This window comes from Morganella sp. BCCO 40_0007 (assembly GCF_032989665.1).
Taxonomy (GTDB): Bacteria; Pseudomonadota; Gammaproteobacteria; order Enterobacterales; family Enterobacteriaceae; genus Morganella; species Morganella sibonii.
Genome location: NZ_JAVBIN010000006.1, coordinates 70,564 through 91,817, shown reverse-complemented (window position 1 = coordinate 91,817; position 21,254 = coordinate 70,564). Strand labels below are relative to the sequence as shown.

At 51.5% G+C, this 21,254-nt stretch carries 19 protein-coding genes and 1 riboswitch; of the genes, 7 read left to right on the top strand and 12 right to left on the bottom strand.

Annotation, left to right across the window (positions count from 1 at the left end):
• Positions 1–56: 56 nt before the first annotated feature.
• Together speB and speA are read right to left on the bottom strand one after the other, a co-directional pair.
• On the bottom strand, positions 57–980 hold the full coding sequence (speB, locus tag R5268_RS08675; protein WP_052926896.1) for an agmatinase: 924 nt from the start codon (positions 978–980) through the stop codon (positions 57–59).
• Between the two features lie 75 nt (positions 981–1,055).
• Entirely contained in the window at positions 1,056–2,960 is a 1,905-nt protein-coding gene (gene speA, locus R5268_RS08670; RefSeq protein ID WP_107679009.1) for a biosynthetic arginine decarboxylase, read from the bottom strand.
• Positions 2,961–3,627: 667 nt separating this feature from the next.
• Between speA and metK the strand changes: the two genes are divergently transcribed.
• Positions 3,628–4,782 carry a methionine adenosyltransferase gene (gene metK, locus R5268_RS08665; protein WP_107679011.1) on the top strand — a complete coding sequence of 385 codons (1,155 nt, stop codon included), beginning with the start codon at positions 3,628–3,630 and terminating at the stop codon, positions 4,780–4,782.
• Between the two features lie 70 nt (positions 4,783–4,852).
• Here metK and R5268_RS08660 read toward each other — a convergent pair whose 3' ends face one another.
• From R5268_RS08660 to R5268_RS08650, 3 genes are read right to left on the bottom strand one after another with little or no spacing between them, the layout of a single operon-like run.
• Entirely contained in the window at positions 4,853–5,278 is a 426-nt protein-coding gene (locus R5268_RS08660) for a DUF6691 family protein (RefSeq protein ID WP_317419199.1), read from the bottom strand.
• Between the two features lie 9 nt (positions 5,279–5,287).
• The gene (locus tag R5268_RS08655) at positions 5,288–5,698 is read right to left on the bottom strand and encodes a YeeE/YedE family protein (protein WP_317419198.1); all 411 of its coding nucleotides are present in this window, start codon (positions 5,696–5,698) and stop codon (positions 5,288–5,290) included.
• Position 5,699: 1 nt separating this feature from the next.
• Positions 5,700–6,017, bottom strand: coding sequence for an ArsR/SmtB family transcription factor (locus tag R5268_RS08650; RefSeq protein WP_182105191.1), 318 nt, complete (start codon positions 6,015–6,017; stop codon positions 5,700–5,702).
• A 109-nt stretch (positions 6,018–6,126) separates the two neighbouring features.
• Between R5268_RS08650 and R5268_RS08645 the strand changes: the two genes are divergently transcribed.
• Positions 6,127–6,678: a SprT family zinc-dependent metalloprotease gene (locus R5268_RS08645; protein ID WP_166708365.1), complete on the top strand. Its 552-nt coding sequence runs from the start codon at positions 6,127–6,129 to the stop codon at positions 6,676–6,678.
• On the opposite strand, the gene R5268_RS08640 is transcribed toward R5268_RS08645, so the two are convergent.
• From R5268_RS08640 to hcp, 4 genes are all read right to left on the bottom strand, one after another.
• Positions 6,659–7,720 (bottom strand): magnesium transporter, encoded by a 1,062-nt coding sequence (locus R5268_RS08640; protein ID WP_182105193.1) that lies wholly within the window; start codon positions 7,718–7,720, stop codon positions 6,659–6,661. The two genes, R5268_RS08645 and R5268_RS08640, sit on opposite strands and share 20 nt — an antisense overlap.
• A 74-nt stretch (positions 7,721–7,794) precedes the next feature.
• Positions 7,795–7,967, bottom strand: a riboswitch (M-box (ykoK) riboswitch).
• An 87-nt stretch (positions 7,968–8,054) separates the two neighbouring features.
• A complete protein-coding gene (locus tag R5268_RS08635; RefSeq protein ID WP_107679016.1) occupies positions 8,055–8,444 on the bottom strand; it encodes a nuclear transport factor 2 family protein in 390 nt (129 codons plus the stop codon).
• A 127-nt stretch (positions 8,445–8,571) separates the two neighbouring features.
• Positions 8,572–9,579, bottom strand: a complete 1,008-nt coding sequence (hcr, locus tag R5268_RS08630; protein ID WP_107679017.1) for an NADH oxidoreductase — start codon at positions 9,577–9,579, stop codon at positions 8,572–8,574.
• Between the two features lie 66 nt (positions 9,580–9,645).
• Complete coding sequence (hcp, locus tag R5268_RS08625; RefSeq protein ID WP_317419197.1) at positions 9,646–11,298, bottom strand: hydroxylamine reductase; 1,653 nt, start codon at positions 11,296–11,298, stop codon at positions 9,646–9,648.
• Between the two features lie 247 nt (positions 11,299–11,545).
• Here hcp and R5268_RS08620 point away from each other — a divergent pair, with 247 nt between their 5' ends.
• The 4 genes from R5268_RS08620 (at position 11,546) to R5268_RS08605 (ending at position 16,112) form a co-directional block, all read left to right on the top strand.
• Positions 11,546–12,160, top strand: coding sequence for an N-acetylmuramoyl-L-alanine amidase (locus tag R5268_RS08620; RefSeq protein ID WP_225914288.1), 615 nt, complete (start codon positions 11,546–11,548; stop codon positions 12,158–12,160).
• Entirely contained in the window at positions 12,154–12,564 is a 411-nt protein-coding gene (locus R5268_RS08615; RefSeq protein ID WP_146257287.1) for a hypothetical protein, read from the top strand. Before R5268_RS08620 ends, R5268_RS08615 begins: the two co-directional genes overlap by 7 nt.
• Before the next feature lie 233 nt (positions 12,565–12,797).
• Positions 12,798–14,939 (top strand): TonB-dependent siderophore receptor, encoded by a 2,142-nt coding sequence (locus R5268_RS08610; protein WP_317419196.1) that lies wholly within the window; start codon positions 12,798–12,800, stop codon positions 14,937–14,939.
• Between the two features lie 15 nt (positions 14,940–14,954).
• Positions 14,955–16,112: an ABC transporter substrate-binding protein gene (locus R5268_RS08605; RefSeq protein WP_317419195.1), complete on the top strand. Its 1,158-nt coding sequence runs from the start codon at positions 14,955–14,957 to the stop codon at positions 16,110–16,112.
• A gap of 63 nt (positions 16,113–16,175) precedes the next feature.
• Here R5268_RS08605 and R5268_RS08600 read toward each other — a convergent pair whose 3' ends face one another.
• Positions 16,176–17,555 carry an alanine/glycine:cation symporter family protein gene (locus R5268_RS08600; RefSeq protein WP_107679020.1) on the bottom strand — a complete coding sequence of 460 codons (1,380 nt, stop codon included), beginning with the start codon at positions 17,553–17,555 and terminating at the stop codon, positions 16,176–16,178.
• A 216-nt stretch (positions 17,556–17,771) separates the two neighbouring features.
• Between R5268_RS08600 and clcA the strand changes: the two genes are divergently transcribed.
• Positions 17,772–19,172 carry a H(+)/Cl(-) exchange transporter ClcA gene (gene clcA, locus R5268_RS08595; RefSeq protein ID WP_107679021.1) on the top strand — a complete coding sequence of 467 codons (1,401 nt, stop codon included), beginning with the start codon at positions 17,772–17,774 and terminating at the stop codon, positions 19,170–19,172.
• A 6-nt stretch (positions 19,173–19,178) separates the two neighbouring features.
• Here clcA and tehB read toward each other — a convergent pair whose 3' ends face one another.
• Together tehB and R5268_RS08585 are read right to left on the bottom strand one after the other, a co-directional pair.
• Positions 19,179–20,042, bottom strand: coding sequence for an SAM-dependent methyltransferase TehB (tehB, locus tag R5268_RS08590; RefSeq protein ID WP_317419193.1), 864 nt, complete (start codon positions 20,040–20,042; stop codon positions 19,179–19,181).
• A gap of 69 nt (positions 20,043–20,111) precedes the next feature.
• Entirely contained in the window at positions 20,112–21,191 is a 1,080-nt protein-coding gene (locus R5268_RS08585; RefSeq protein ID WP_218454460.1) for a linear amide C-N hydrolase, read from the bottom strand.
• Between the last annotated feature and the right edge of the window lie 63 nt (positions 21,192–21,254).

The window sequence follows — 21,254 nt, the reverse complement described above, 5'->3', positions numbered from 1 at the left end:
GATGTAAAAAGACCCGCAGTTGCGGGTCTTTTGTTTTAACGGTGGTAAAACCGGTTTCAGCCTTTTTTCGCGGCCTGGAGATAGAGCATTTCCAGTGCGATAGTTGCACCGGCCAGTGCTGTGATATCAGACTGGTCATATGCCGGTGCCACTTCCACCAGATCCATCCCGACGATATTGAGCGGCTGAAGGCCGCGCAGCAGTTTCAGGGCGCGGTCAGTTGTCAGCCCGCCAATAACCGGTGTACCGGTCCCCGGGGCAAATGCCGGATCCAGACAATCGATATCAAAGGTCAGGTAAACCGGCATATCGCCGACAATCGCTTTCACCTGAGCAATCACATCATCCACCGTGCGGTCATTAACCTGCGCGGCGTCAATCACGGTGAAACCGTTATCGGTTTCATGCTCGGTACGGATACCAATCTGCACGGAATGCGCCGGGTCAATCAGTCCCTCATTCGGGGCATGATAAAACATGGTGCCGTGGTCAAACTTGCTGCCGTTGCCGTAAGTGTCGGTATGAGCATCGAAATGCACCAGCGCCATCTTACCGAAATGTTTGGCGTGTGCGCGCAGCAGCGGCAGTGTCACAAAGTGATCACCCCCGAAAGAGAGACATTTTTTACCGGACGCCAGCACTTTCTCTGTGTGTGCCTGTAACTTATCACTCATGTCCTGCGCATCACCGAATGCGAACACCAGATCACCGCAGTCCACCACATTGAGACGCTCACGCATATCGAATGTCCACGGCCAGCGGTTACCTTCCCAGGCCAGATTGGTTGAAATCTGGCGGATCGCTGCCGGTCCCTGACGGGAACCTGCGCGGCCGGAAGTCGCCATATCAAACGGAACACCGGTGATCACCCAGTCAGCGTCACTGGTGTACGGCTGGAAATTCAGCGGCAGGCGGAGAAAACCAAACGCATTAGAGACCAGTGAATTATCGGTCTGATTGCCTAATGTGCTGTTAATCATAATGATTCCTTTATCAATGTCTTACTGACACAAAACCGGACGTATTATTCCGCCGGGCATTATTCACTTTCTAATCTATTCGTCTTCCAAATACGTATAACCGTACAGACCGCTCTCGAACTCTTCGGTAAAGGCTTTTTGCTCCTCTTCATCCAGATCAGAGACTTTCACCTGATCACGGAAGCGTTCGAGCAGAATTTTCGGATCGAGCTTCACATACTGAAGCATATCCGCCACGGAATCGCCCTCTTCACTTTCCAGATAGCGAACCTGGCTGTTCTCGCCGACATACACATCCAGTGCAGCAGTGTCGCCGAACAGGTTATGCATATTGCCGAGGATTTCCTGATAGGCACCAATCATGAAAAAGCCCATCATCGGCGGATTTTCCGGGTCATAAGACGGCATCGGCATCGTGGTTGCCACCCCGTCGCCGTCAACATAATGGTCGATAATTCCGTCGGAATCACAGGTGATATCCAGCAGTACCGCGCGGCGATCCAGCGGCTTATCCAGCCCCTCAATCGGCAGTACCGGGAACAGCTGGTCGATCCCCCACGCATCCGGCAGTGACTGGAACAGCGAGAAATTCACATAGAATTTATCCGCCATACGTTCCTGAAGCTCATCGATAATCGGGCGGTGTGCGCGGTTACCCGGATCGAGATCCTGCTGGATACGGCGGCAGATATTCAGATACAGCCCTTCCGCCCAGGCGCGTTCAGTCAGAGAAAGCATGCCCTGCGCATACTGCGTGTGGACATCGTGCAGGTCGAGCTGGCTGTCGTGCAGCCATTCGCGCAGAGAGCGGGCGTTGCCCTTGGTCTGCATCTCTTCCCAGGTTTCCCACAGACTGGCAACCGGACGCGGTGCATCTTCAGCCGGGGCTTCCACCGGGGAGAACTCGTTACGCTCCACGCCGATCACATTGGAAACCAGCACCGTATGGTGCGCCGTCAGGGCGCGGCCGGATTCGGTGATCACCGTCGGATGCGGCAGACCGTGCTCTTCACAGGCATCACCGATAGCCCAGATCACATTATTGGCATACTCATTCAAACCGTAGTTTACCGAGCAGTCAGACTGAGAACGGGTACCTTCATAGTCCACACCGAGGCCGCCGCCGACATCAAAGCACTGAATATTGACACCCAGCTGATGCAGTTCGACATAGAAACGGGCGGATTCACGGACACCGGTGGCGATATCGCGGATATTTGCCATCTGTGAGCCAAGGTGGAAGTGGAGCAGTTGCAGGCTCTCCAGGCTGTCTGCCTGACGCAGCATATCAATCAGCTGAAGCACCTGAGTGGCGGCCAGGCCGAATTTGGATTTCTCACCGCCGCTGGCCTGCCATTTGCCGGAGCCCTGAGAAGCCAGACGCGCCCGCACACCCAGGCGCGGCACCACATCAAGATTTTTGGCTTCTTCAAGCACCATGGCAATTTCAGACATTTTTTCAATCACAAGATAGACTTTGTGACCGAGTTTCTCGCCCATCAGAGCAAGACGGATATACTCACGGTCTTTATAGCCGTTGCAGACGATGACACTGCGGGTCATACCTGCGTGCGCCAGTACTGCCATCAGCTCGGCTTTGGAACCGGCTTCCAGCCCCAGCGGCTCCCCGGCATTGACCAGGGTTTCAATCACGCGCCGCTGCTGGTTAACCTTAATCGGATAAACCAGAAAATAATCACCTTTGTAACCATAAGATTCGCGGGCACGGCGGAACGCGGCATTAATTGAGCGCAGACGATGCTGCAAAATCTGCGGAAAGCAGAATAATGCAGGCAGACGGATGTGTTCCCGTTCTTTCTGAACACGGTTAACCAGTTCAGCCAGGTCAACGGAGGCCTGCGGCATATCCGGATTCGGGCAGACGGTGACATGACCGAGGTCATTCACACCGTAATAGCTGCCGCCCCAGTATGCGATGTTATAGGTCTGCTGCATCTTCAGCGCGATATTATCATTCATTAGTCATCTCCTGATTCTGGAGTGAAACTTACCTGTATGGCTGACATACGCCTATCCCCCTTCACCGTGGGATAAATCTGTCCTGTTGACAAGTAAAAATTCAAAATGGATTACATCATCCGGCAAAAACCGGACACAGATTTACGGGTTTACCGCAGAGTGACCCGCCTGCTTGCGTTATCCGGTCTGTTTGAGTGTAACGGATACGGAAAACACCGTGCAGAGCACGTGTCAGTCAGAGAGGAAGAGAGAACAGAAAAGGACGCGGACACATGCTGTAAGGCACGTGGCTGTTGAACGTCAACAAGCAGCAGATAATGGTTCATTAACCCATTTACCCCCACACAGGATTACACGCCGTAACCCCCGCCTGAATCATACAGAAAACCTGAGTTTCTGCCGTTTATAACTGAAGAAAAATTCACAGCTACCGGGAGCAGTTTATACCGGTTATGACACAAAAATGCAAAATCAAAATGACAGATAAGTGTAAAAAATGAAAACAGTCCGGTAACACATTCCGGAAAGCGAAAAAAACCAGTGAAAAAAGCGGAGGCACTATAAAATTTCTGGAACCACTGCCGATTTTAAACTAGAATAGCCGTCTAGAAGTTAATACATCCATCAATGTACCGAAAGTTCACTTCACTTAAGGTAGAGAAAAATAATGACTACACATCTTTTCACTTCTGAGTCCGTATCTGAAGGACACCCGGATAAAATTGCCGACCAAATTTCGGATGCAGTCCTTGATGCGATTTTAGAACAAGATCCCAAAGCGCGTGTTGCCTGCGAAACCTATGTCAAAACCGGTATGGTTCTGGTCGGCGGTGAAATCACCACCAAGGCCTGGGTTGATATTGAAGACATTACGCGCCGCACTGTCCGTGAGATTGGCTATACCAGCTCATCCATGGGCTTCGATGCTGACTCCTGTGCGGTGATCAGCGCCATCGGTAAACAATCTGCCGATATCAACCAGGGTGTTGACCGTGCAGACCCGCTTGAGCAGGGTGCCGGTGACCAGGGTCTGATGTTTGGTTATGCCTCAAATGAAACTGACGTGCTGATGCCGGCACCGATCACCTATGCTCACCGTCTGGTTGAGCGCCAGGCTCAGGTCCGTAAAAGCGGAACTCTGCCATGGCTGCGCCCGGATGCGAAGAGCCAGATCACATTCCGTTACGACGACAACAAAATCGCCGGGATTGATGCGGTTGTTCTGTCAACCCAGCATTCAGAGGATATCTCTCAGAAAGATCTGCATGAAGCCGTGATGGAAGAGATCATCAAGCCGGTTCTGCCGGTGGAGTGGCTGGACCCGACCACCAAATATTTCATCAACCCGACCGGCCGTTTCGTTATCGGCGGGCCAATGGGTGACTGCGGTCTGACCGGCCGTAAAATCATCGTCGATACTTACGGCGGTATGGCACGTCACGGCGGCGGTGCATTCTCCGGTAAGGACCCGTCAAAAGTTGACCGTTCCGCAGCCTATGCAGCCCGTTATGTGGCAAAAAATATTGTCGCAGCCGGTCTTGCTGACCGTTGTGAAATCCAGGTGTCTTACGCGATTGGCGTGGCAGAGCCGACCTCTATTATGGTGGAAACTTTCGGTACCGGTAAAGTCTCCAACCAGCAACTGACACTGCTGGTGCGCGAGTTCTTCGACCTGCGTCCGTATGGTCTGATTCAGATGCTGGATCTGCTGCACCCGATTTATCAGGAAACTGCAGCATACGGTCACTTCGGCCGTCCTCAGTTCCCGTGGGAAAAAACTGACAAAGCAGAACAGCTGCGCGAAGCCGCCGGTCTGAAATAATTTACTGCTTTAACAGACATACAAAACCGGCTGAAAAGCCGGTTTTTTTATGCGCAGAATCGGTGAAAAACTATATTTTTCCGCGCTGACATGATGAATACAGCGCAAAAATCACCATCCCGGCAGTCATTGATGCTGTAAATATCAAGCCCTTAATACTGAGCATCCCGGCCAGCACAATACCCGGTCCCGGGCAGATCCCCGCCAGTCCCCAGCCGATACCAAACAGCACGGCGCCGGTCAGCAGCCGTTTATCAATTTTGCTGTTTACCGGTAACTCCAGCGGTGTACCGCATACCGTCTTTTTACGTTTTTTTGCCACGGCAAAAGCAACCATACTGATCGCCATCGCTACCGCCATGGTGATCAGCAGAGAAGGGTCCCAGTTGCCGGTAATGTCCAGAAACGCCAGAATCTTCTGCGGATTTCCCATCCCGGCCACCAGCAGCCCGAGGCCGAACAGAATTCCGCTGATTAATGCAGTGATAACAGGCATAGTGCGTCCTTATTTCATCAGCCAGACAGTCAGAAAGGCACTGACCATAAATACCGCCACCGCAGCAAATGATCGTTTTGACAGCCGCGCCATACCGCAGATACCGTGCCCGCTGGTACAGCCGTTACCCAGCCGGGTGCCGAAACCGACCAGCAGACCGGCGGCGATCAGCAGCGGATAGTCCGCTGTAATCACCACATCCGGTTGTCCGGCAAACAGCATGTAAATCCACGGTGCACCTGCCAGTCCGGCAATAAATGCTACCCGCCAGCCGCTCTGTTTTGTGAGCATATTGGCGAAGATCCCGCTGATACCGGCAATCCGGCCGTTAAACAGCAACAGCACAGCAACCGCGATACCAATCATCAGTCCGCCCAATGCCGCACTGACCGGTGTAAACGCCGCGCTATCAATCACCATATTATTTTCCTTTTTTTTCAGGACAATAAAGCTGATACAACGTCGTCAGCAATATCAGAACTTTTTCATCTGTCACGGAATAATAGATACGTTTTCCCTCACGCCGGGTACTCACCAGCCCGTCATTACGCAATACCGTCAGTTGCTGTGACAATGTCGGCTGATTGATGCCGGTGCGCTCTTCCAGTTCACTGACATTGCTTTCTCCCTGACTCAGCTGGCAGAGCAGCAGCAGACGATCCGGATTTCCCAGTGTTTTCAGCAGAGCAGCAACGCCTGCGGCGGCTTCCTGCATATCGGTAAGCTGTGTTGGTGTCATGAATTGATTCCTTACGACATTATATGATTTAATATAATATTATTTTGCAACATATACAACATGCTGATAACGGTTGCAGCTTGACGGCGGTATCGCTAAGCTTCCGGTTATGAAACCGATCCGAATCCCCACCGCATTACAACAGGCATGCATGCAGACCCTGCGTGATTATCTGACCCGCGCCCGTCTGGTGCTGAAAACAGATTATCCGGAACCTGAACTGAATTACCGTCAGCGCGGTACCACGGCCGGCAGTGCCCGCCTGCAAACATGGGAAATCCGCCTCAACCCGGTATTACTGACTGAAAACGGCCATGAATTCATACAGGATGTGGTTCCTCATGAGCTGGCGCATCTGCTGGTTTACCGTCGTTTCGGCCGCGTTGCCCCCCACGGGCGGGAATGGCAGTGGATGATGACAGATGTGCTCGGTGTCCCGGCCGTCCGCACACACCGCTTTGATGTAACCTCGGTCCGCAGCCGGACATTTACCTACCGCTGCCAATGCAAAACGGCACATGAACTGACTGTCCGCCGTCACAACAAAGTGTTGCGCGGGGAGAGTCAGTACCTGTGCCGTCAGTGTAAAAGTACGCTGGTGTGGGATAACAATGCGGCTGCAATATCATCCCCCGGCGACCTTATACCAGATCAGTCATAATCAGCTTGGCCATCTCGAAGTAGATAATCAGCCCGGTGCCGTCAATCAGAGTGGCAATAAACGGCGCGGAAACAACAGCCGGGTCCACTTTCAGACGCTTGAGCACCATCGGGATAATGGAAGATACCACCGCACTCCAGACCGTGATACAAACCAGTGTCAGGCTGACCACCATCATCACTTCCGGCCCGACCCCCAGGAACCAGGCGCGGATCATCCCCGCACATCCCATGGTAAAGGCGACCAGCAGTGAGGTGGATAACTCTTTGCGCAGCACCGCACCGATATTGCGCAGGCTGACTTCTCCGAGTGCCATCGCACGGACAAGCGTCGAGGTGATCTGTGTTCCGCTGTTACCCCCGGTGCCGATCAGCAGCGGGATAAAGAAAGCCAGTGAGATAGCCGCTTCCAGCTGCTCCTCAAATGCCTTGAGCACCGTACCGGTATAGGCTTCCGCCACAAACAGCATCAGCAGCCATACTGCGCGCTTGCGCCACAGTGTGAACGGGCTGGTGCTCAGATAAGGCTCATCCAGCGGCTGAGAGCCGCCCTGTAATGCCGCATCCTGGGTATTCTCATCTTCAATCAGTTCCGCGATATCCTGCGGACGCAGAATACCGGCCAGCTTGCCGAACTGTACCACCGGTACAGTATCAATCCCGCTGTTGTTGATAAGCTCGTACACGTCGTGCCGGGACTGCTCCGGTGACACAGAGAAACAGGTCTGGCGCATCACATCCGCGACAAACGTATCTTCCGCTGCGGTCAGCAGGGCTTTGACCGGCAGGATACCATTCAGGTAATTATCCTCATCCAGTACATATAAATAAGTGGGGATCTGCTCACCGTCCAGTTCCTCACGCAGTGTATGTTTGACGGCTGCAATCGTGTCTGACACGGTCACGCGGATATACGCCTGACTCATGTAAGCACTGACGGCGTCTTCATCATTACGCTGCGGACGATCGGTATGGTGTGGCGGATTAACGGATGGCGCGGAAATGACCAGCGCATCCGCTTTTTCGTAGTTGGTTAATTTCATGATGTGTGACCCTATGTCTGTTATGGACTTCAAACAGCACTCCAATAGGGGCGAAACCAGATGAGAGAATGCGTAGGCTATCTCACGTCTCGGTTTTAGCACTATACAACGTATCCCGCAGACTGCGGGAAGTTACCTCGGGTTATACCTTCTGTTCGATATAACCTGTCCTAATCTTGGGCGTCTCTCGACGTCGTCAGATCAGCAACCTTTGTTTGTATAGGAGCCTCGCCTAACGAGATACTGCACCTTAAATGCGGCGCGAATTATAACGCTCAGAAATTATATGGCGAGGACTATTACTATTTCGTTTAGAAACCATTGAGGTTAGAAATCAGGTCCGGGAACCCAGATCGTTATCGCTCTCATCACCGGTCAGCTGCCGTGTCACTTCCTCACAGCGGACAATTTTACCGTCTGCCAGACGGAAGCAGGCGAAAACCTCAAAGGCGGCGTGTTCGCCACTGATTTTTTCCGCCTTCGCGATATGCTGCGTGTGTACACAGGACTCGCCTTCTGCGATGGATTTAATCTCAATGGTAATACTGCGGGTTGCCATTTTCAGGGCATTAAGATGGGCAAGAAACGCGGGGAACTCAATTGTCTGGCCATTCACCACCTGAACATAATCACGGGAAAAATACTGTTCCACCAGGGATTCATCACCGATATGTTCACCGAGAACGTCAGTCAGGGCACGGGTTACAAATTCTGTCTTATTCATTGCTGAAAATCCTTTTTTATTATGATCACATTTACAGCATAGCGGAAACCCGGCGTTTATCCGCCGGAAACAGAAAAAGCGCCGCGGAAAACGGCGCTTTTTTGCAATTATACAGAATGATTCTCAATCAGGCTAATTCAACATTGCCCTGAATCTGACAGCTGCACGCAAGAACATAACCCTGCTCAATCTCTTCCGGGGTCAGCGTCATGGTGCTGGTGGTGGTGTATTCACCGCTGCGTACGCGGGTTTTACAGCTGCCGCAGACACCGGCGCGGCAGGCCGCCATCACCGGCACACTGTTGGCTTCCATCGCCGCCAGCAGCGTCATACCGACAGGCACTTTTACCTGACGCAAAGGAGACTGAATAGTCATAGTGACCATCTGCTCTCCGGCTTCTGCTTCCGGCTCCGGCCCGAAACGCTCCATAAAGAAACAGCCCGGGTCCACATTCAGCGCCTGACAAAATGTCTGCACATTCTTCATATACGGCGCCGGGCCACAGGTCATAACGGTATGCTGTGCGATATCCGGGATCAGGGATTTCAGTTTTTCTTCTGATAACCGGCCTGATAACAATTCATCCGTCTCATCACTGTTTTCCACCATCAGAATCAGGCGCAGGCGGGCCGGGAATGCCGACAATAACTGCTGCCATTCCTGAGCAAAAATCACCTGCTGCTTATCACGCACGTTAAAGATCACGGTCACCTGACTTTCAGGCTGACGATGCAGGATCCAGCGGGTCATCGACATCACCGGTGTCACGCCGCAACCGGCTGCCAGCATCAGATAGCGCTCTGCAGGGCGTGCATCACAGGTAAATTCACCCTGTGCGTCAGACAGCCACAGGTAATCACCCGGTTTCACTTCTCCGGTCAGCCAGCCGGACCCTTGTCCGTCATCAAGACGGCGTACCGTCAGGCTCAGGAACGGGCTCAGTCCCGGTGTGGACGATAAGGTATAAGCACGCAGTGTCTCATCACTGTTGCGGATACTCACCAGCGCATACTGCCCTGCGTGATACTGATAAAAATCGTGGTTAATCAGATTGATAGTCCACACATCCGGGGTTTCCTGCCTGACAGAATGGACCTGCATGCGGTTCGGACATAAAGACGTCGGCATTGTCATCGGGCTCTCCTGACTCCGTGCCGGAGAGCGCGTTACCGCCCTCTCCGGTGCTAACAGTTACAGCAATTACGCGCCTAACACAGCGTGTAAATCATTTTCTACAGTGGTAATCGGACGCATACCGAATTTTTCATTCAGTACATTCAGCAGATTGTCTGTCAGGAATGCCGGTGCGGTAGGACCGGTGAAGATATCCTTCACGCCCAGCGCCAGCAGGGTCAGCAGAATCACAATCGCTTTCTGTTCAAACCAGGAGAGTACCAGTGTCAGCGGGAGATCATTCACGCCGCAGCCCAGTTTCTCAGCCAGTTTCACGGCCAGCATAATGGCAGAGTAAGCATCGTTGCACTGACCGACATCAAGCAGACGCGGTAAACCTTCCAGAGTACCGAAATCCAGCTTGTTGAAACGGTATTTACCGCAGGCCAGGGTCATAATCAGACAGTCCTGAGGAACCTGACGGGCAAAATCAGTGTAGTAGCTGCGCTCACCGCGGCTGCCGTCGCACCCGCCGACGAGGAACACGTGACGCAGTTTGCCGGTGGCAACGAGATCAATCACGGTATCTGCGGCATTGAGCAGCGTTTCACGGCCGAAACCGACGGTGATCAGGTGCTCGATTTCGCTGTACGGGAAGCCGTCCATCGCCTGAGCCTGCGCGATAATATCGCTGAAATCATCACCGTTCAGGTGTTTCGCGCCCGGCCAGCCGACGATACTGCGGGTCCAGATACGGTCAGTGTAACTGCCCGGATTCGGATCCAGAATACAGTTGGAAGTCATCAGAATCGGGCCAGGGAATTTGGCAAACTCAGTCTGCTGATTCTGCCAGCCGCTGCCGTAGTTACCGACCAGATGTTTGTATTTTTTCAGTTCCGGATAGCCGTGAGCAGGCAGCATTTCACCATGGGTGTAAATATTCACACCGGTGCCTTCTGTCTGTTGCAGCAGCATATGCAGATCTTTGAGGTCATGACCGGAGATCAGTATCGCTTTACCTGCCACCGGACGGACGTTCACGGAAGACGGGGTCGGGTGACCATAAGCTTCAGTCTCACCGGCATCCAGCATTTCCATGATTTTAAAGTTCATCATACCGATCGCCATGGACTGGTTGAGCAGCTCACCCATGTCAGACGGATCAGTACCCAGCCACGCCATGATTTCATGGTACTGGCCGTAAATCTCATCGCTGAATTTGCCCAGCACATGAGCGTGCTCCATATAGGCCGCCGCCCCTTTCAGGCCGTACAGGCAGAGCATACGCAGACCGTGAATATCATCACCGATAGCCTGCTTATCTTTATTCAGGGCAAACTCATCCGCCTGTTTCACCAGTGACGCAATATCCGTGCCCTTCAGTTGCAGGTTTGCTAACGGGTGATTCACAACCAGTGCCGGATTTTTCGCCAGGCAGCGTTTCATCAGGCTGTCACGCATCACAATCGCTTCCTGCGCATAACCGATGATGCGATCAGAATCGAAGTTAACGTTGGTTAATGTAGAGAAAAACGCACGCGGCGCAAAGCTGTCTGTGTCGTGATCGATGATACCTGATTCACGCGCAGCAACCGCCCACGCTGAAAGACTTTCCAGCACTGCCACCAGCAGATCCTGTAAGTCAGATGTTTCTGCGGTTTTACCGCACATGCCCTGAGCATAGGCACAGCCATTACCCACAGGCGTACGCATCGTTTGTTCACATTGCACACAGTACATGCTCTTGCTTCCTTATAAGTTGTATTTCATATGCAACATAAGAATACGCCATTTCAGACCGGTGAAAAGGGGTTTTCCTGACTATCATTGCTTTGCTTGATCTAAAGCAAAAATTAACCGGCACGACACATCACTATCGCGAATGATTAACATTTACAGTATGTTAAACGTTATATTGACTAAGGGATTGTCCGATAGTTTGAGATACAGCGGCGTGATATAAACCGGTAAGGAAACTGAGCAGAGGATGGATAAAATGTTATATATTGATGATAACGGATTAGTAAAATCAAACCGCATTACCATTAAGCGATTCAGTAAAATCGAGCGCGACCCGATGGATAAAGTGAACGGCATTATTGTTCACCAGACTGGTACGCCTGCTGAAACACATGTCTTTAACAGTTACAGCCATGCCGGCAGTAATGGTGCTCACTTCTTAATTGATAAAGAAGGCGTGATTTATCAGACGGCTTCGTTGTTTAAAACAACGTGGCATTTAGGAAAAATGAAATCGAGATGTGTTATTACAAAAAAATGTGAACCATCTGAACTCAAAAAAATGGCAGACCTGGAAAATAAATTCAGAACTAAAGCTATATCAGATATAGAGAAGGCAAAGTCATTTCCGGATCGCTACCCAAGTAATACTGATAGTATCGGCATTGAAATTGTCGGTTACTATGAACGTGACAGTGATAATAAAGACATATATGACGCAGTGAACAGCAAACAAAATGCATCTCTTAAATGGCTGATATCAGAACTTTTAGAAACATTGGATATTTCAATATCTGAAGTATATAAACATCCTGATGTAGCAAGAAAAAACACAACTGAAGCGAGTACTGCATCATGGTAAATAAATTTTCTATCCTGTTACTTACTATAGCTCTCATTCCTGAAACAATGAATGCTATGTCTGTAAAAAATATAGAAATAGAAAACTCAGGAATCACTGTCACAAAAAATCCCCCTGCGGGCGAAGTTAATGCCTGTAAAAAATTCACACCAAATAAAGAACAACTGATCAATTACTTCCGGTCAGCAGAGACATCATCAGACATGTCATGGGATCATGATTATTATTCATCCTGTATTTCATACGGCAATCTTGAACTTGAAAATGGTCAGACAGGTGAATGGCGAATATCATCAAGCGGTGCCGGTGATATCCGCTTTCCTGATGGTAAATATATCTACCTGTTCCGCGAAAAGAATGAATGGGTTGATTCTTATTTATGCGGTGATGAACCCGATTGCTGACATATCTGCCCTCTCCCGGGATAACGGGCGGACTAATCCATAAAACCGCCTGTTCCCCGCTAAAACAGCAAGCTCACATTCACACCGAAAATAACTACAGCATCAATCATTTTGTAACTAAATTCTGAATCATAAAATCAGCATCTTAGTAACTTTCCGTTAAAAAACCATTGCGCACCGGTAATGGTTATAATTATCATTTGCTTTCTTAAATTCTCACGGAAAACTGAGTGATGACTGATTCCTGTAACGCATACTACCGCCCTGCCCGCCTCACTCCGCTGGCGCTGGCACTCGCTTTTATCAGCAGCGGCAGTCTCGCCGCCACCGCAGATACCGAAACCCCGATCGTCGTTGTCGGTAACTGGCTGGATAACACGGATAACAGTGATATTTTGCTGAACCACGGCGGCGCCCGCACCATCAAAACCAAAAAACAAATCGATGAGTCCGGTGCGGAAACCATCGCGGATGCCCTGCGCGGTATCCCGGGCGTCCAGGTACGGGACAGTAACGGCACCGGCGGCAGCGATGTCTCACTCAATGTCGGTATCCGCGGGCTTCCGGCACGGCTTTCCCCGCGCTCCACCATTCTGCTCGACGGTATTCCGCTGGCTGCCGCCCCTTACGGACAGCCTCAGTTATCGATGTCACCACTCTCTTTAGGCTCCATCAGCAGCATTGATGTGATGCGCGGCGCCACCTCTGTCCGTTACGGGCCGCAAAACGTCGGCGGCGTGATTAACTTTGTCACCAAACCGATTCCGGAAACCTTCAGCGGTTCCGCCTCTGTCAAAACTCAGGGCGCACGCACCGGCGGGCTGAAAACCCTGACCGATGCTTCTGTCGGCGGTTCATCCGCAGATGGCTCTGCGGGCGCGATGCTGCTTTACTCCGGCCTGCACGGCCAGGGTTACCGCAAAAATAACGACAATACCGATATCGATGACATTATCCTGAAAACCTGTTACGCCTTCAGTGATACCGATGAACTGCTGGCAAACTTCCACTATTATCATGCGCAATCCGGGATGCCGGGCGGCCTGTCGGAAGCGCAGTACAAAGCCGATCCTTATCAGTCAGTTCGTCCGTTTGACCGTTTTGAAGGCAACCGTCAGGATATGTCCTTTAAATACCGCCATCAGGAAGATGACAAACAGTTTGAATTACTGACCTGGTTCAGCAAAAGCTACCGTGGCAGTTATATTGAAAGCGAGGGAACAAATGCGAGTGCCGGTAAGAGCCGTCTTGTTTCCTATCCGCGTCACTACACCGCTTACGCCATTGAACCAAGCTATTCACAGCTGTTTCGTTTTGATAACCAGTCCCATGAAATTACCTTCGGTTACCGTTATCTGAATGAAACGGCAGATGAAAAAGCCTACCGTTCCGGCTGGTATCCGACCGGTTCACAAGGCTCACGCCCGCAGACCGACAGCTACTATCAGCACACCTCCGGCGGGACTGAAGCCCATGCTGTCTATATTGATGACACCATTAATTTCGGTAACTGGACGGTAATTCCCGGCCTGCGTTATGAAAATATAAACATTCATCTGGATGACGGTTTCCGTAATCAGTTCCGCAGCAAGAGTTACAGCGAGCCGTTACCGGCGCTGTCCGTGATTTATCATATTGATGATCAGTGGAAGCTGTTTGCGAATGCGGGCAGTTCATTCGGCAGCCTGCAATATTTCCAGCTCAATACCGGCGGCGCAGGTAATGATCCGGCAAACGGCCTGAGTGCGGAAAAAGCCCATAACTATGAAGCCGGAACACGGTTTGATGACGGGCTGCTCTCGGCGGAAATGACCCTGTTCTATATCGATTTCAATGATCAGCTGCAATACATTGAAAATTCAACCGGCTGGACAAACCTCGGCGCGACCACCCATCAGGGGGTGGAACTGGCGCTGAATTACGACCTGAGTGAAACAGCGAAATGGCTCGACGGCGCCAGTATCTACAGCACTTATACCTACACAAAAGCAGTCAGCAAACGCGGTAATTTTGCGGATAAAGATCTGCCGTTCTACTCCCGCCAGCTCTTTACTGCCGGTGCCCGTTATGAAACCGGAAACTGGGTGTGGAATCTCAACACCTATGCGCAGTCAAAACAGCAATCACCGGGAACCGGGAAAAATTACATTACCGAAGGCAGTGCTGACGGGCGTTACGGCATTATTCCGGGTTATATGATGTGGGATGCCCGTGCAGAGTATCATTTCGGCCCGCAATGGTCAGATCTGACACTGTCTGCCGGGGTAAAAAACCTGTTCGATCAGGCCAGCTTTACCCGTTCGACAGATAATAACTACGGCATTTATGCCGGACAGCCGCGAACCTTCTTCGCACAAGCTTCCGTGAAGTTTTAAAGGTCACTGACTATCATGAAAACTGTATTCCGCAGCGCCGGACGTCTTCCGGCACTTATCTTCACCGTCTGTGCCGCACTCGCGGCACTGGTGCCGTTCAGCGCCGCAGCGGCTCCGGTTACTGTGACGGATATCGCCGGGCGGACAGTCACCGTCAATGCCCCGGTGTCCCGTATTATGCTGGCTGACAGCCGGGTACTGGTTGCCCTGAATATCCTGCATCCGTCTGAGCCACTGAAAGGCATCGCCGCATGGGATGATGCACTGAGCAAAAAAGCGCCGGATCTGCGTATCGCTTATGAAAAGCAGTTTCCGCAACTGAAAGACATTCCAGTGTTTCCGAACCCGTACACATCGGATTTCAGTGTTGAAAAAGCGCTGACGTATCAGCCGGACCTGGTGATTTTCGATACCGGACTGCAAAGCAAACTGACAGAAAGCGGCACACTGGATTTGCTGGAAAAAAGTGGCATTCCGGTTATTTTTATCGATTTTCGTCAGTACCCGCTGCAAAACACCATGTCAAGCATGACGCTTTTGGGTCAAGTATTCGGGCAGGAAAAACAGGCCGCAGCGTTTAATGATTTCTACCGTCAGCGACTGGATCTTATCCGCTCCCGTGTTGCAAACATCCCGGAAGACAAAAAGCCGACAGTCTTTATCGAGCGGGCAGCAGGTCTTGCCGGGGAAAACAGTTGCTGTAAAACCTTTGGTAACGGTAATTTCGGGGAGTTTGTCGCCGCAGCCGGGGGACATAACCTCGGTGCCGACTGGTTTAAAAATGGTATGGGCGGTGAAGTGAATGAAGAACAGATTATTGCGGCTGATCCGCAATTTTATCTGATGACCGTTGCTGACTGGGAAAATACCCGCAAAGGCAGTGTCTCAGTACCGCTCGGTTATACCGGCTCTGCGGAACGGGCAGTACCGGCGCTGGAAAAACTGATGTCCCGGTCAAAACTGCAATATCTCACCGCTTATCAGCAAAAGCAGGTGCTGGCGCTGTATCAGCAATACTATGACACCCCATTCAATATTATTGCCGTGGAAGTTATCGCCAAAATGCTGCATCCGGATCTGTTTCCTGAACTCGACCCGCAGGCCGACAGCCTGAAGCTGCATAAAACCTTTACCGCTCTGGACGGCAGCGGCCTGTTCTGGCTGCAACCCTGAGCACAGTGTGAATAATAACGGGCAGTTTCCTGCCCGTTATTATTTCTGTTTAAATCTCTGTGATTATTTCTTCTGATATAACTCATTTGCCATATCAATACTGTCCGCATTAACATCCCGGATATGATCACGCGTCAGACGGTATACCACCGGACTTAATAAGATCAGTGCGATCAGGTTCGGAATAGCCATCATCGCATTCAGGGTATCGGCCAGCAGCCACACAAATTCCAGTGACTGTGTGGCACCAACCGGTAACGCAATCAGCCACAATACACGGAAAATCTTAATTGCCTTCACGCCGAACAGATACTGAACACACTTCTCACCGTAGAAACTCCAGCCGAGGATCGTGGTAAACGCAAAAATGGTCAGTGCTATCGCCACAATATAGTTCCCGCCCGGAATCGCGGCTTTGAAAGAGGATGCGGTCAGTGTGGCACCGGTTTCCGCTGTCAGCCAGCCGCCCATAATCACAATGGTCAGTCCGGTAACAGAACAGACAATAATGGTATCAATAAAGGTGCCGAGCATCGCGATAAGCCCCTGACGGATCGGGTTCTGGGTTTTCGCGGCAGCATGCGCTATCGGCGCACTTCCCAGCCCCGCTTCGTTGGAGAACACGCCGCGCGCCACCCCGAAACGTATCGCCGCCCAGACTGTCGCCCCGGCAAATCCGCCCTGTGCCGCCACCGGTGTGAAAGCTGAGGTCACAATGAGGGAGAATGCTGCCGGAATTTCACTGATATTCAGTGCCAGCACCACAAGACCGGCGCCAAAGTAACCGACTGTCATAAACGGCACCAGTTTACCGGCCACATCCGAGATACGGCGTATCCCGCCGATCAGTACCGCACCGACCAGCAGCACCAGCGCCACACTGGTCACCCATTTGTTGACGCCGAAATTACTCTCCAGCACATCCGCCACCGAGTTGGCCTGAACCGTATTTCCGATACCAAACCCGGCACAGGCACCAAACACCGCAAACAACGTTCCCAGCCAGACCCATTTCGGACCGAGACCATTTTTGATGTAGTACATCGGGCCGCCGACATACTGCCCGTATTTATCCACTTCACGATAACGTACCGCCAGCACGGCTTCAGAATATTTTGTCGCCATACCGACCAGCGCGGTCATCCACATCCAGAACAGTGCTCCCGGCCCGCCCATCACCACCGCCGTCGCCACCCCGGCGATATTCCCGGTGCCGATCGTCGCGGACAAGGCCGTCATCAGAGCATTAAACGGGGAGATCTGTCCTTCCCCGCGGGATTCATTGCGCTGAAATAATAATTTAAACCCGGTCCCCAGTTTACGTATCGGTAAAAAACCCAGCCGAATCTGCATATATAACCCGACACCCAGTATACCCACCAGCATCGGCACTCCCCACACCACGCCGTTCAGCGCGCCCAGCCACTCCGTTATTAAATCCATTCACGCCTCCTGACCGGCCCTGTTACTTTTTTATTTTACGCGTCACATATAAATAACATTTATTTATCATTTATTAATAAAGCGGAAAAACGCCCGGAATGCGAACAAAAAACGTCCGGATTGGTGTCGGATTTTTGAATCTGTGAAGGGTGTCACTTGTCACAAATTGAATTAAAATAGTAAGTAATTTTTATTTGTAACAGGTCATATTCAGCCATGTCAGATGCTTTGCCGCATACGGCAGCCACGCTCAAACGCCGTTATCGTGTGCTCAAACGCCTTAAAGAACGCAATCTCGCCCCTGTCACTGTTCTGCTGCTGGCAGCTGTTGTCGGCGGACTCGCCGGTTTTACCGGTGTATTGTTTGAACGCGGGGTCAATTGGGTGAGTGAGTACCGGGTCAGCTCCCTGTCTTCACTGACGGAGAATAAAATCGTACTGATCCCGCTGATGTTTATTATCTCAGCTCTGCTCGCCATGTCAGGCTACTGGCTGGTGCGGCGTTTTTCGCCGGAATCCGGCGGATCGGGTATCCCGGAAATTGAAGGGGCATTGCAGGATGTGCGCCCGGTACGCTGGTGGCGGGTACTGCCGGTGAAATTTATCGGCGGCCTGGGAACTCTCGGTTCCGGTATGGTGCTGGGACGTGAAGGCCCGACCGTGCAGTTAGGTGCAAATATCAGCGGACTGGTCAGTGCGCTGACCGGCGTGAAAAATAAAGAATCCCGGCATACCTTACTGGCGACCGGTGCCGCCGCCGGTCTGACCGCCGCATTCAACGCTCCGCTCGCGGGGATACTGTTTATTATCGAGGAGATGCGCCCGCAGTTCCGTTACAGTCTGATTTCTATCAAAGCTGTTTTTATCGGCGTGATCATGTCGAGCATTGTTTTTCAGACATTTAACAGCGGTTCAGCGATTCTCGATATCGGAAAATATCATGCAGCCCCGCTGAATACACTCTGGCTCTATCTGGTGCTGGGAATGGTTTTCGGTGTGATTGGTGTGATGTTCAACCGTTTTCTGCTCACCATGCAGACACTGTTCCGCCGTTTTTATCAGGATAAAACATCCCGCTTTGTCGCCACCGGCGGGCTGATCGGCGGGTTATGCGGTATTGCCGGGCTGTACTGGCCGCAGGTAACCGGTGGCGGGTTCGCGGTGATTCCGGATGTTGCCGCGCTGCACTATTCGCTGACCGGTATTCTGATGATCTTTCTGTTCCGTGTACTGACCACAGTTATCTGCTTCAGTTCCGGTGCGCCCGGCGGGATTTTTGCGCCGACACTTGCGCTCGGTACCCTGTTCGGCAGTTTCTTCGGTTATGCTGCCATGCTGCTGTTTCCGCAGTATCAGATTGAACCGGCAACTTTCGCCATTGCGGGGATGGGTGCTCTCTTTGCTGCCACAGTCCGCGCACCGCTGACCGGCATTGTACTGGTACTGGAGATGACGGATAACTATCAGCTGATCCTGCCGATGATTATCACGTGTCTGGGGGCAACTCTGGTGGCGCAGTATCTGGGCGGGCGTCCGCTCTATTCTGTACTGCTGGAGCGGATACTGATGCAAAACGGCACGCCGCCGGAAAAAACCGGTGACGCGCCGCGAGGGTAATAATAATCAGGCTTTTTTGCGGGCAATCAGGGTGGCAAAATTCAGCCGTATCCGGTTGCCTGCCGCATCAGTGCGGTGAAGATGTCCCGGATTTTCGTTGTATTTCAGGATCTCCCAGTCCGCATAATAACCGGATAATTCCCCCGGTTTCAGGAAGCAGTCAAACGGCAGCTCATCATACGGCATATTTTCTGTTTCCACCGGACAGACAATCAGGTTATACCCGTCCGGACGGGTATGGGCCTGCATATCGGCGACGATCGCGGCAATATTCTCTCTTTTCAGGAACATCAGCACCACGGTGGAAATAATGATGTCATAATCATCCTGCAACGCATGCTGGTTGATATCATAGACCTGCGTGCGGATATTGCTGATCTCCGCTGCGGATTTAACATCCTCAATCGCCTGAATATGCTGCGGATTGATATCCATGGCTGTTACATCATAGCCGAGCTGTGCCAGGAAAAAGCTGTTGCGCCCGCGACCGGAGCCTAAATCGAGTGTTTTACCCGGTTTGGTCATTGTCACCAGTTCACGGACTTCAGAATGCGGGCGGGTCAGTCCGTGGATTTTATAGAATTCATCTTCGGGACGGCACCAAAAAGCGAGCTGACAGGAAATATCATCACTGACAGATTCAATTTTGTGCCACACCTGCGGGTCAAGGCGCGGCGGCTGATGTGTGGTATCAAAGTGGTAGCGGGTCTCTTCGCCGTTTTCACCGAAAACGACAAAATCCATCTCCCCTGCCAGTACCGTCAGCTGCGCCCACGTACCTTCTGCCGTATTATGGCGATCCATAAAGGCCATCGGGATAGTATTTTTTTGCCAGACCGGCAGGGTTTTATAACAGACTGTGTTTTCCATTTTACGCCTCACCTTAAAGATGCATTTTAAATACATCTTATAACCTTTCCGGTGAGGCGTAAACGATTTTTATTTCTGACGGGCGATAGCTTCGTTTATTCCCTGGAACACGAAAGGTTTGGCATCAGTGAAATCATTGGCCACATCACCGGAATAAATATTTTGCTGTTCCGGCCCCAAATCGAGTTTCTTCACTTTGCCGTTTTCTTTGCTGAAATCCACTTTCTTCAGATCAACCCAGAAGATATTCGGTGTCAGAGCTGATTCAAAGAAATAAATCTGCCGTTTGTGATCCGCCACTGTGCGCCAGCGGGTGGAAGAGATATTCGGCTCTTCTTCGGTATTCAGCCCGAACGGCACAGACACATTGCGGATCACACTGAAAACAGAAGCCACCGCTTTATTCGGCGAGGTCGCTTTCGGAATGGCATTGATATAGAAAGAACCACGTGCAAAACGGTCTGCTGAACGGTTAGTGCCCGGCAGCATCACAGTACCGTTAATCTGCTGCCAGTAGCTGTCCAGTGCCAGTTGTTCACTGAAGACCGGGGAGTTGGTCATTACCTGATATTTACGGCTGTGATGAATAACCTGCTTACCATCAATATATTCAATGATAGCACTGTCACCGGAAGCATCTGATAATGAAAGGTGCAGCGTTGCCAGACGCTCTTCACCCGGAACTTTATCTGTAATCACCGCGAACGGCTCTTTTTCCAGAGCAGTAACGGCCTCTTCAACTGTCGCGTAATTATCCAGCACATACTGTGCCCAGGCTGAAATACTCAGCGTTGGTTTATTACTTTCCGGTGTCGGATAAACAGATTCCACCAGCCACAACAGGTTTGCGGACAATCCCTTTTCATTTATCCCGTCTGTCGTGGAAACATCATAACCGGATGCCACCACACTGCCGTATTTTGACACCCATTTCACGGAATTTGGCCCGGCGGCGCCATCACGTTCCATCCCCTGCGGGAAGATCCATAAATTGGTACCGACATCACTTTTCCAGTCCATTGACCGGGCGGTAATCACCTGTGAATCATCGCCGAGATACACCAGGCGGGTGCAGGCTGAAGCAATCTGTGCGGCCAGTAAGGTGGCCGACGCGACCGCCCCGGCAAGCACAATTCGTTTAAATGTCATGAAAAACCCCTTTTCATTGCGTCCGGTAACCGGCAGCCTGCCGGTTACACTTCCTTATAACTG

Excerpts from the sequence above, each read along its gene's own strand:
- speB (WP_052926896.1), bottom strand. The coding sequence starts at position 980 with ATGATTAACAGCACATTAGGCAATCAGACCGATAATTCACTGGTCTCT.
- speA (WP_107679009.1), bottom strand. The coding sequence starts at position 2,960 with ATGAATGATAATATCGCGCTGAAGATGCAGCAGACCTATAACATCGCA.
- metK (WP_107679011.1), top strand. The coding sequence starts at position 3,628 with ATGACTACACATCTTTTCACTTCTGAGTCCGTATCTGAAGGACACCCG.
- R5268_RS08660 (WP_317419199.1), bottom strand. The coding sequence starts at position 5,278 with ATGCCTGTTATCACTGCATTAATCAGCGGAATTCTGTTCGGCCTCGGG.
- R5268_RS08655 (WP_317419198.1), bottom strand. The coding sequence starts at position 5,698 with ATGGTGATTGATAGCGCGGCGTTTACACCGGTCAGTGCGGCATTGGGC.
- R5268_RS08650 (WP_182105191.1), bottom strand. The coding sequence starts at position 6,017 with ATGACACCAACACAGCTTACCGATATGCAGGAAGCCGCCGCAGGCGTT.
- R5268_RS08645 (WP_166708365.1), top strand. The coding sequence starts at position 6,127 with ATGAAACCGATCCGAATCCCCACCGCATTACAACAGGCATGCATGCAG.
- R5268_RS08640 (WP_182105193.1), bottom strand. The coding sequence starts at position 7,720 with ATGAAATTAACCAACTACGAAAAAGCGGATGCGCTGGTCATTTCCGCG.
- R5268_RS08635 (WP_107679016.1), bottom strand. The coding sequence starts at position 8,444 with ATGAATAAGACAGAATTTGTAACCCGTGCCCTGACTGACGTTCTCGGT.
- hcr (WP_107679017.1), bottom strand. The coding sequence starts at position 9,579 with ATGACAATGCCGACGTCTTTATGTCCGAACCGCATGCAGGTCCATTCT.
- hcp (WP_317419197.1), bottom strand. The coding sequence starts at position 11,298 with ATGTACTGTGTGCAATGTGAACAAACGATGCGTACGCCTGTGGGTAAT.
- R5268_RS08620 (WP_225914288.1), top strand. The coding sequence starts at position 11,546 with ATGGATAAAATGTTATATATTGATGATAACGGATTAGTAAAATCAAAC.
- R5268_RS08615 (WP_146257287.1), top strand. The coding sequence starts at position 12,154 with ATGGTAAATAAATTTTCTATCCTGTTACTTACTATAGCTCTCATTCCT.
- R5268_RS08610 (WP_317419196.1), top strand. The coding sequence starts at position 12,798 with ATGACTGATTCCTGTAACGCATACTACCGCCCTGCCCGCCTCACTCCG.
- R5268_RS08605 (WP_317419195.1), top strand. The coding sequence starts at position 14,955 with ATGAAAACTGTATTCCGCAGCGCCGGACGTCTTCCGGCACTTATCTTC.
- R5268_RS08600 (WP_107679020.1), bottom strand. The coding sequence starts at position 17,555 with ATGGATTTAATAACGGAGTGGCTGGGCGCGCTGAACGGCGTGGTGTGG.
- clcA (WP_107679021.1), top strand. The coding sequence starts at position 17,772 with ATGTCAGATGCTTTGCCGCATACGGCAGCCACGCTCAAACGCCGTTAT.
- tehB (WP_317419193.1), bottom strand. The coding sequence starts at position 20,042 with ATGGAAAACACAGTCTGTTATAAAACCCTGCCGGTCTGGCAAAAAAAT.
- R5268_RS08585 (WP_218454460.1), bottom strand. The coding sequence starts at position 21,191 with ATGACATTTAAACGAATTGTGCTTGCCGGGGCGGTCGCGTCGGCCACC.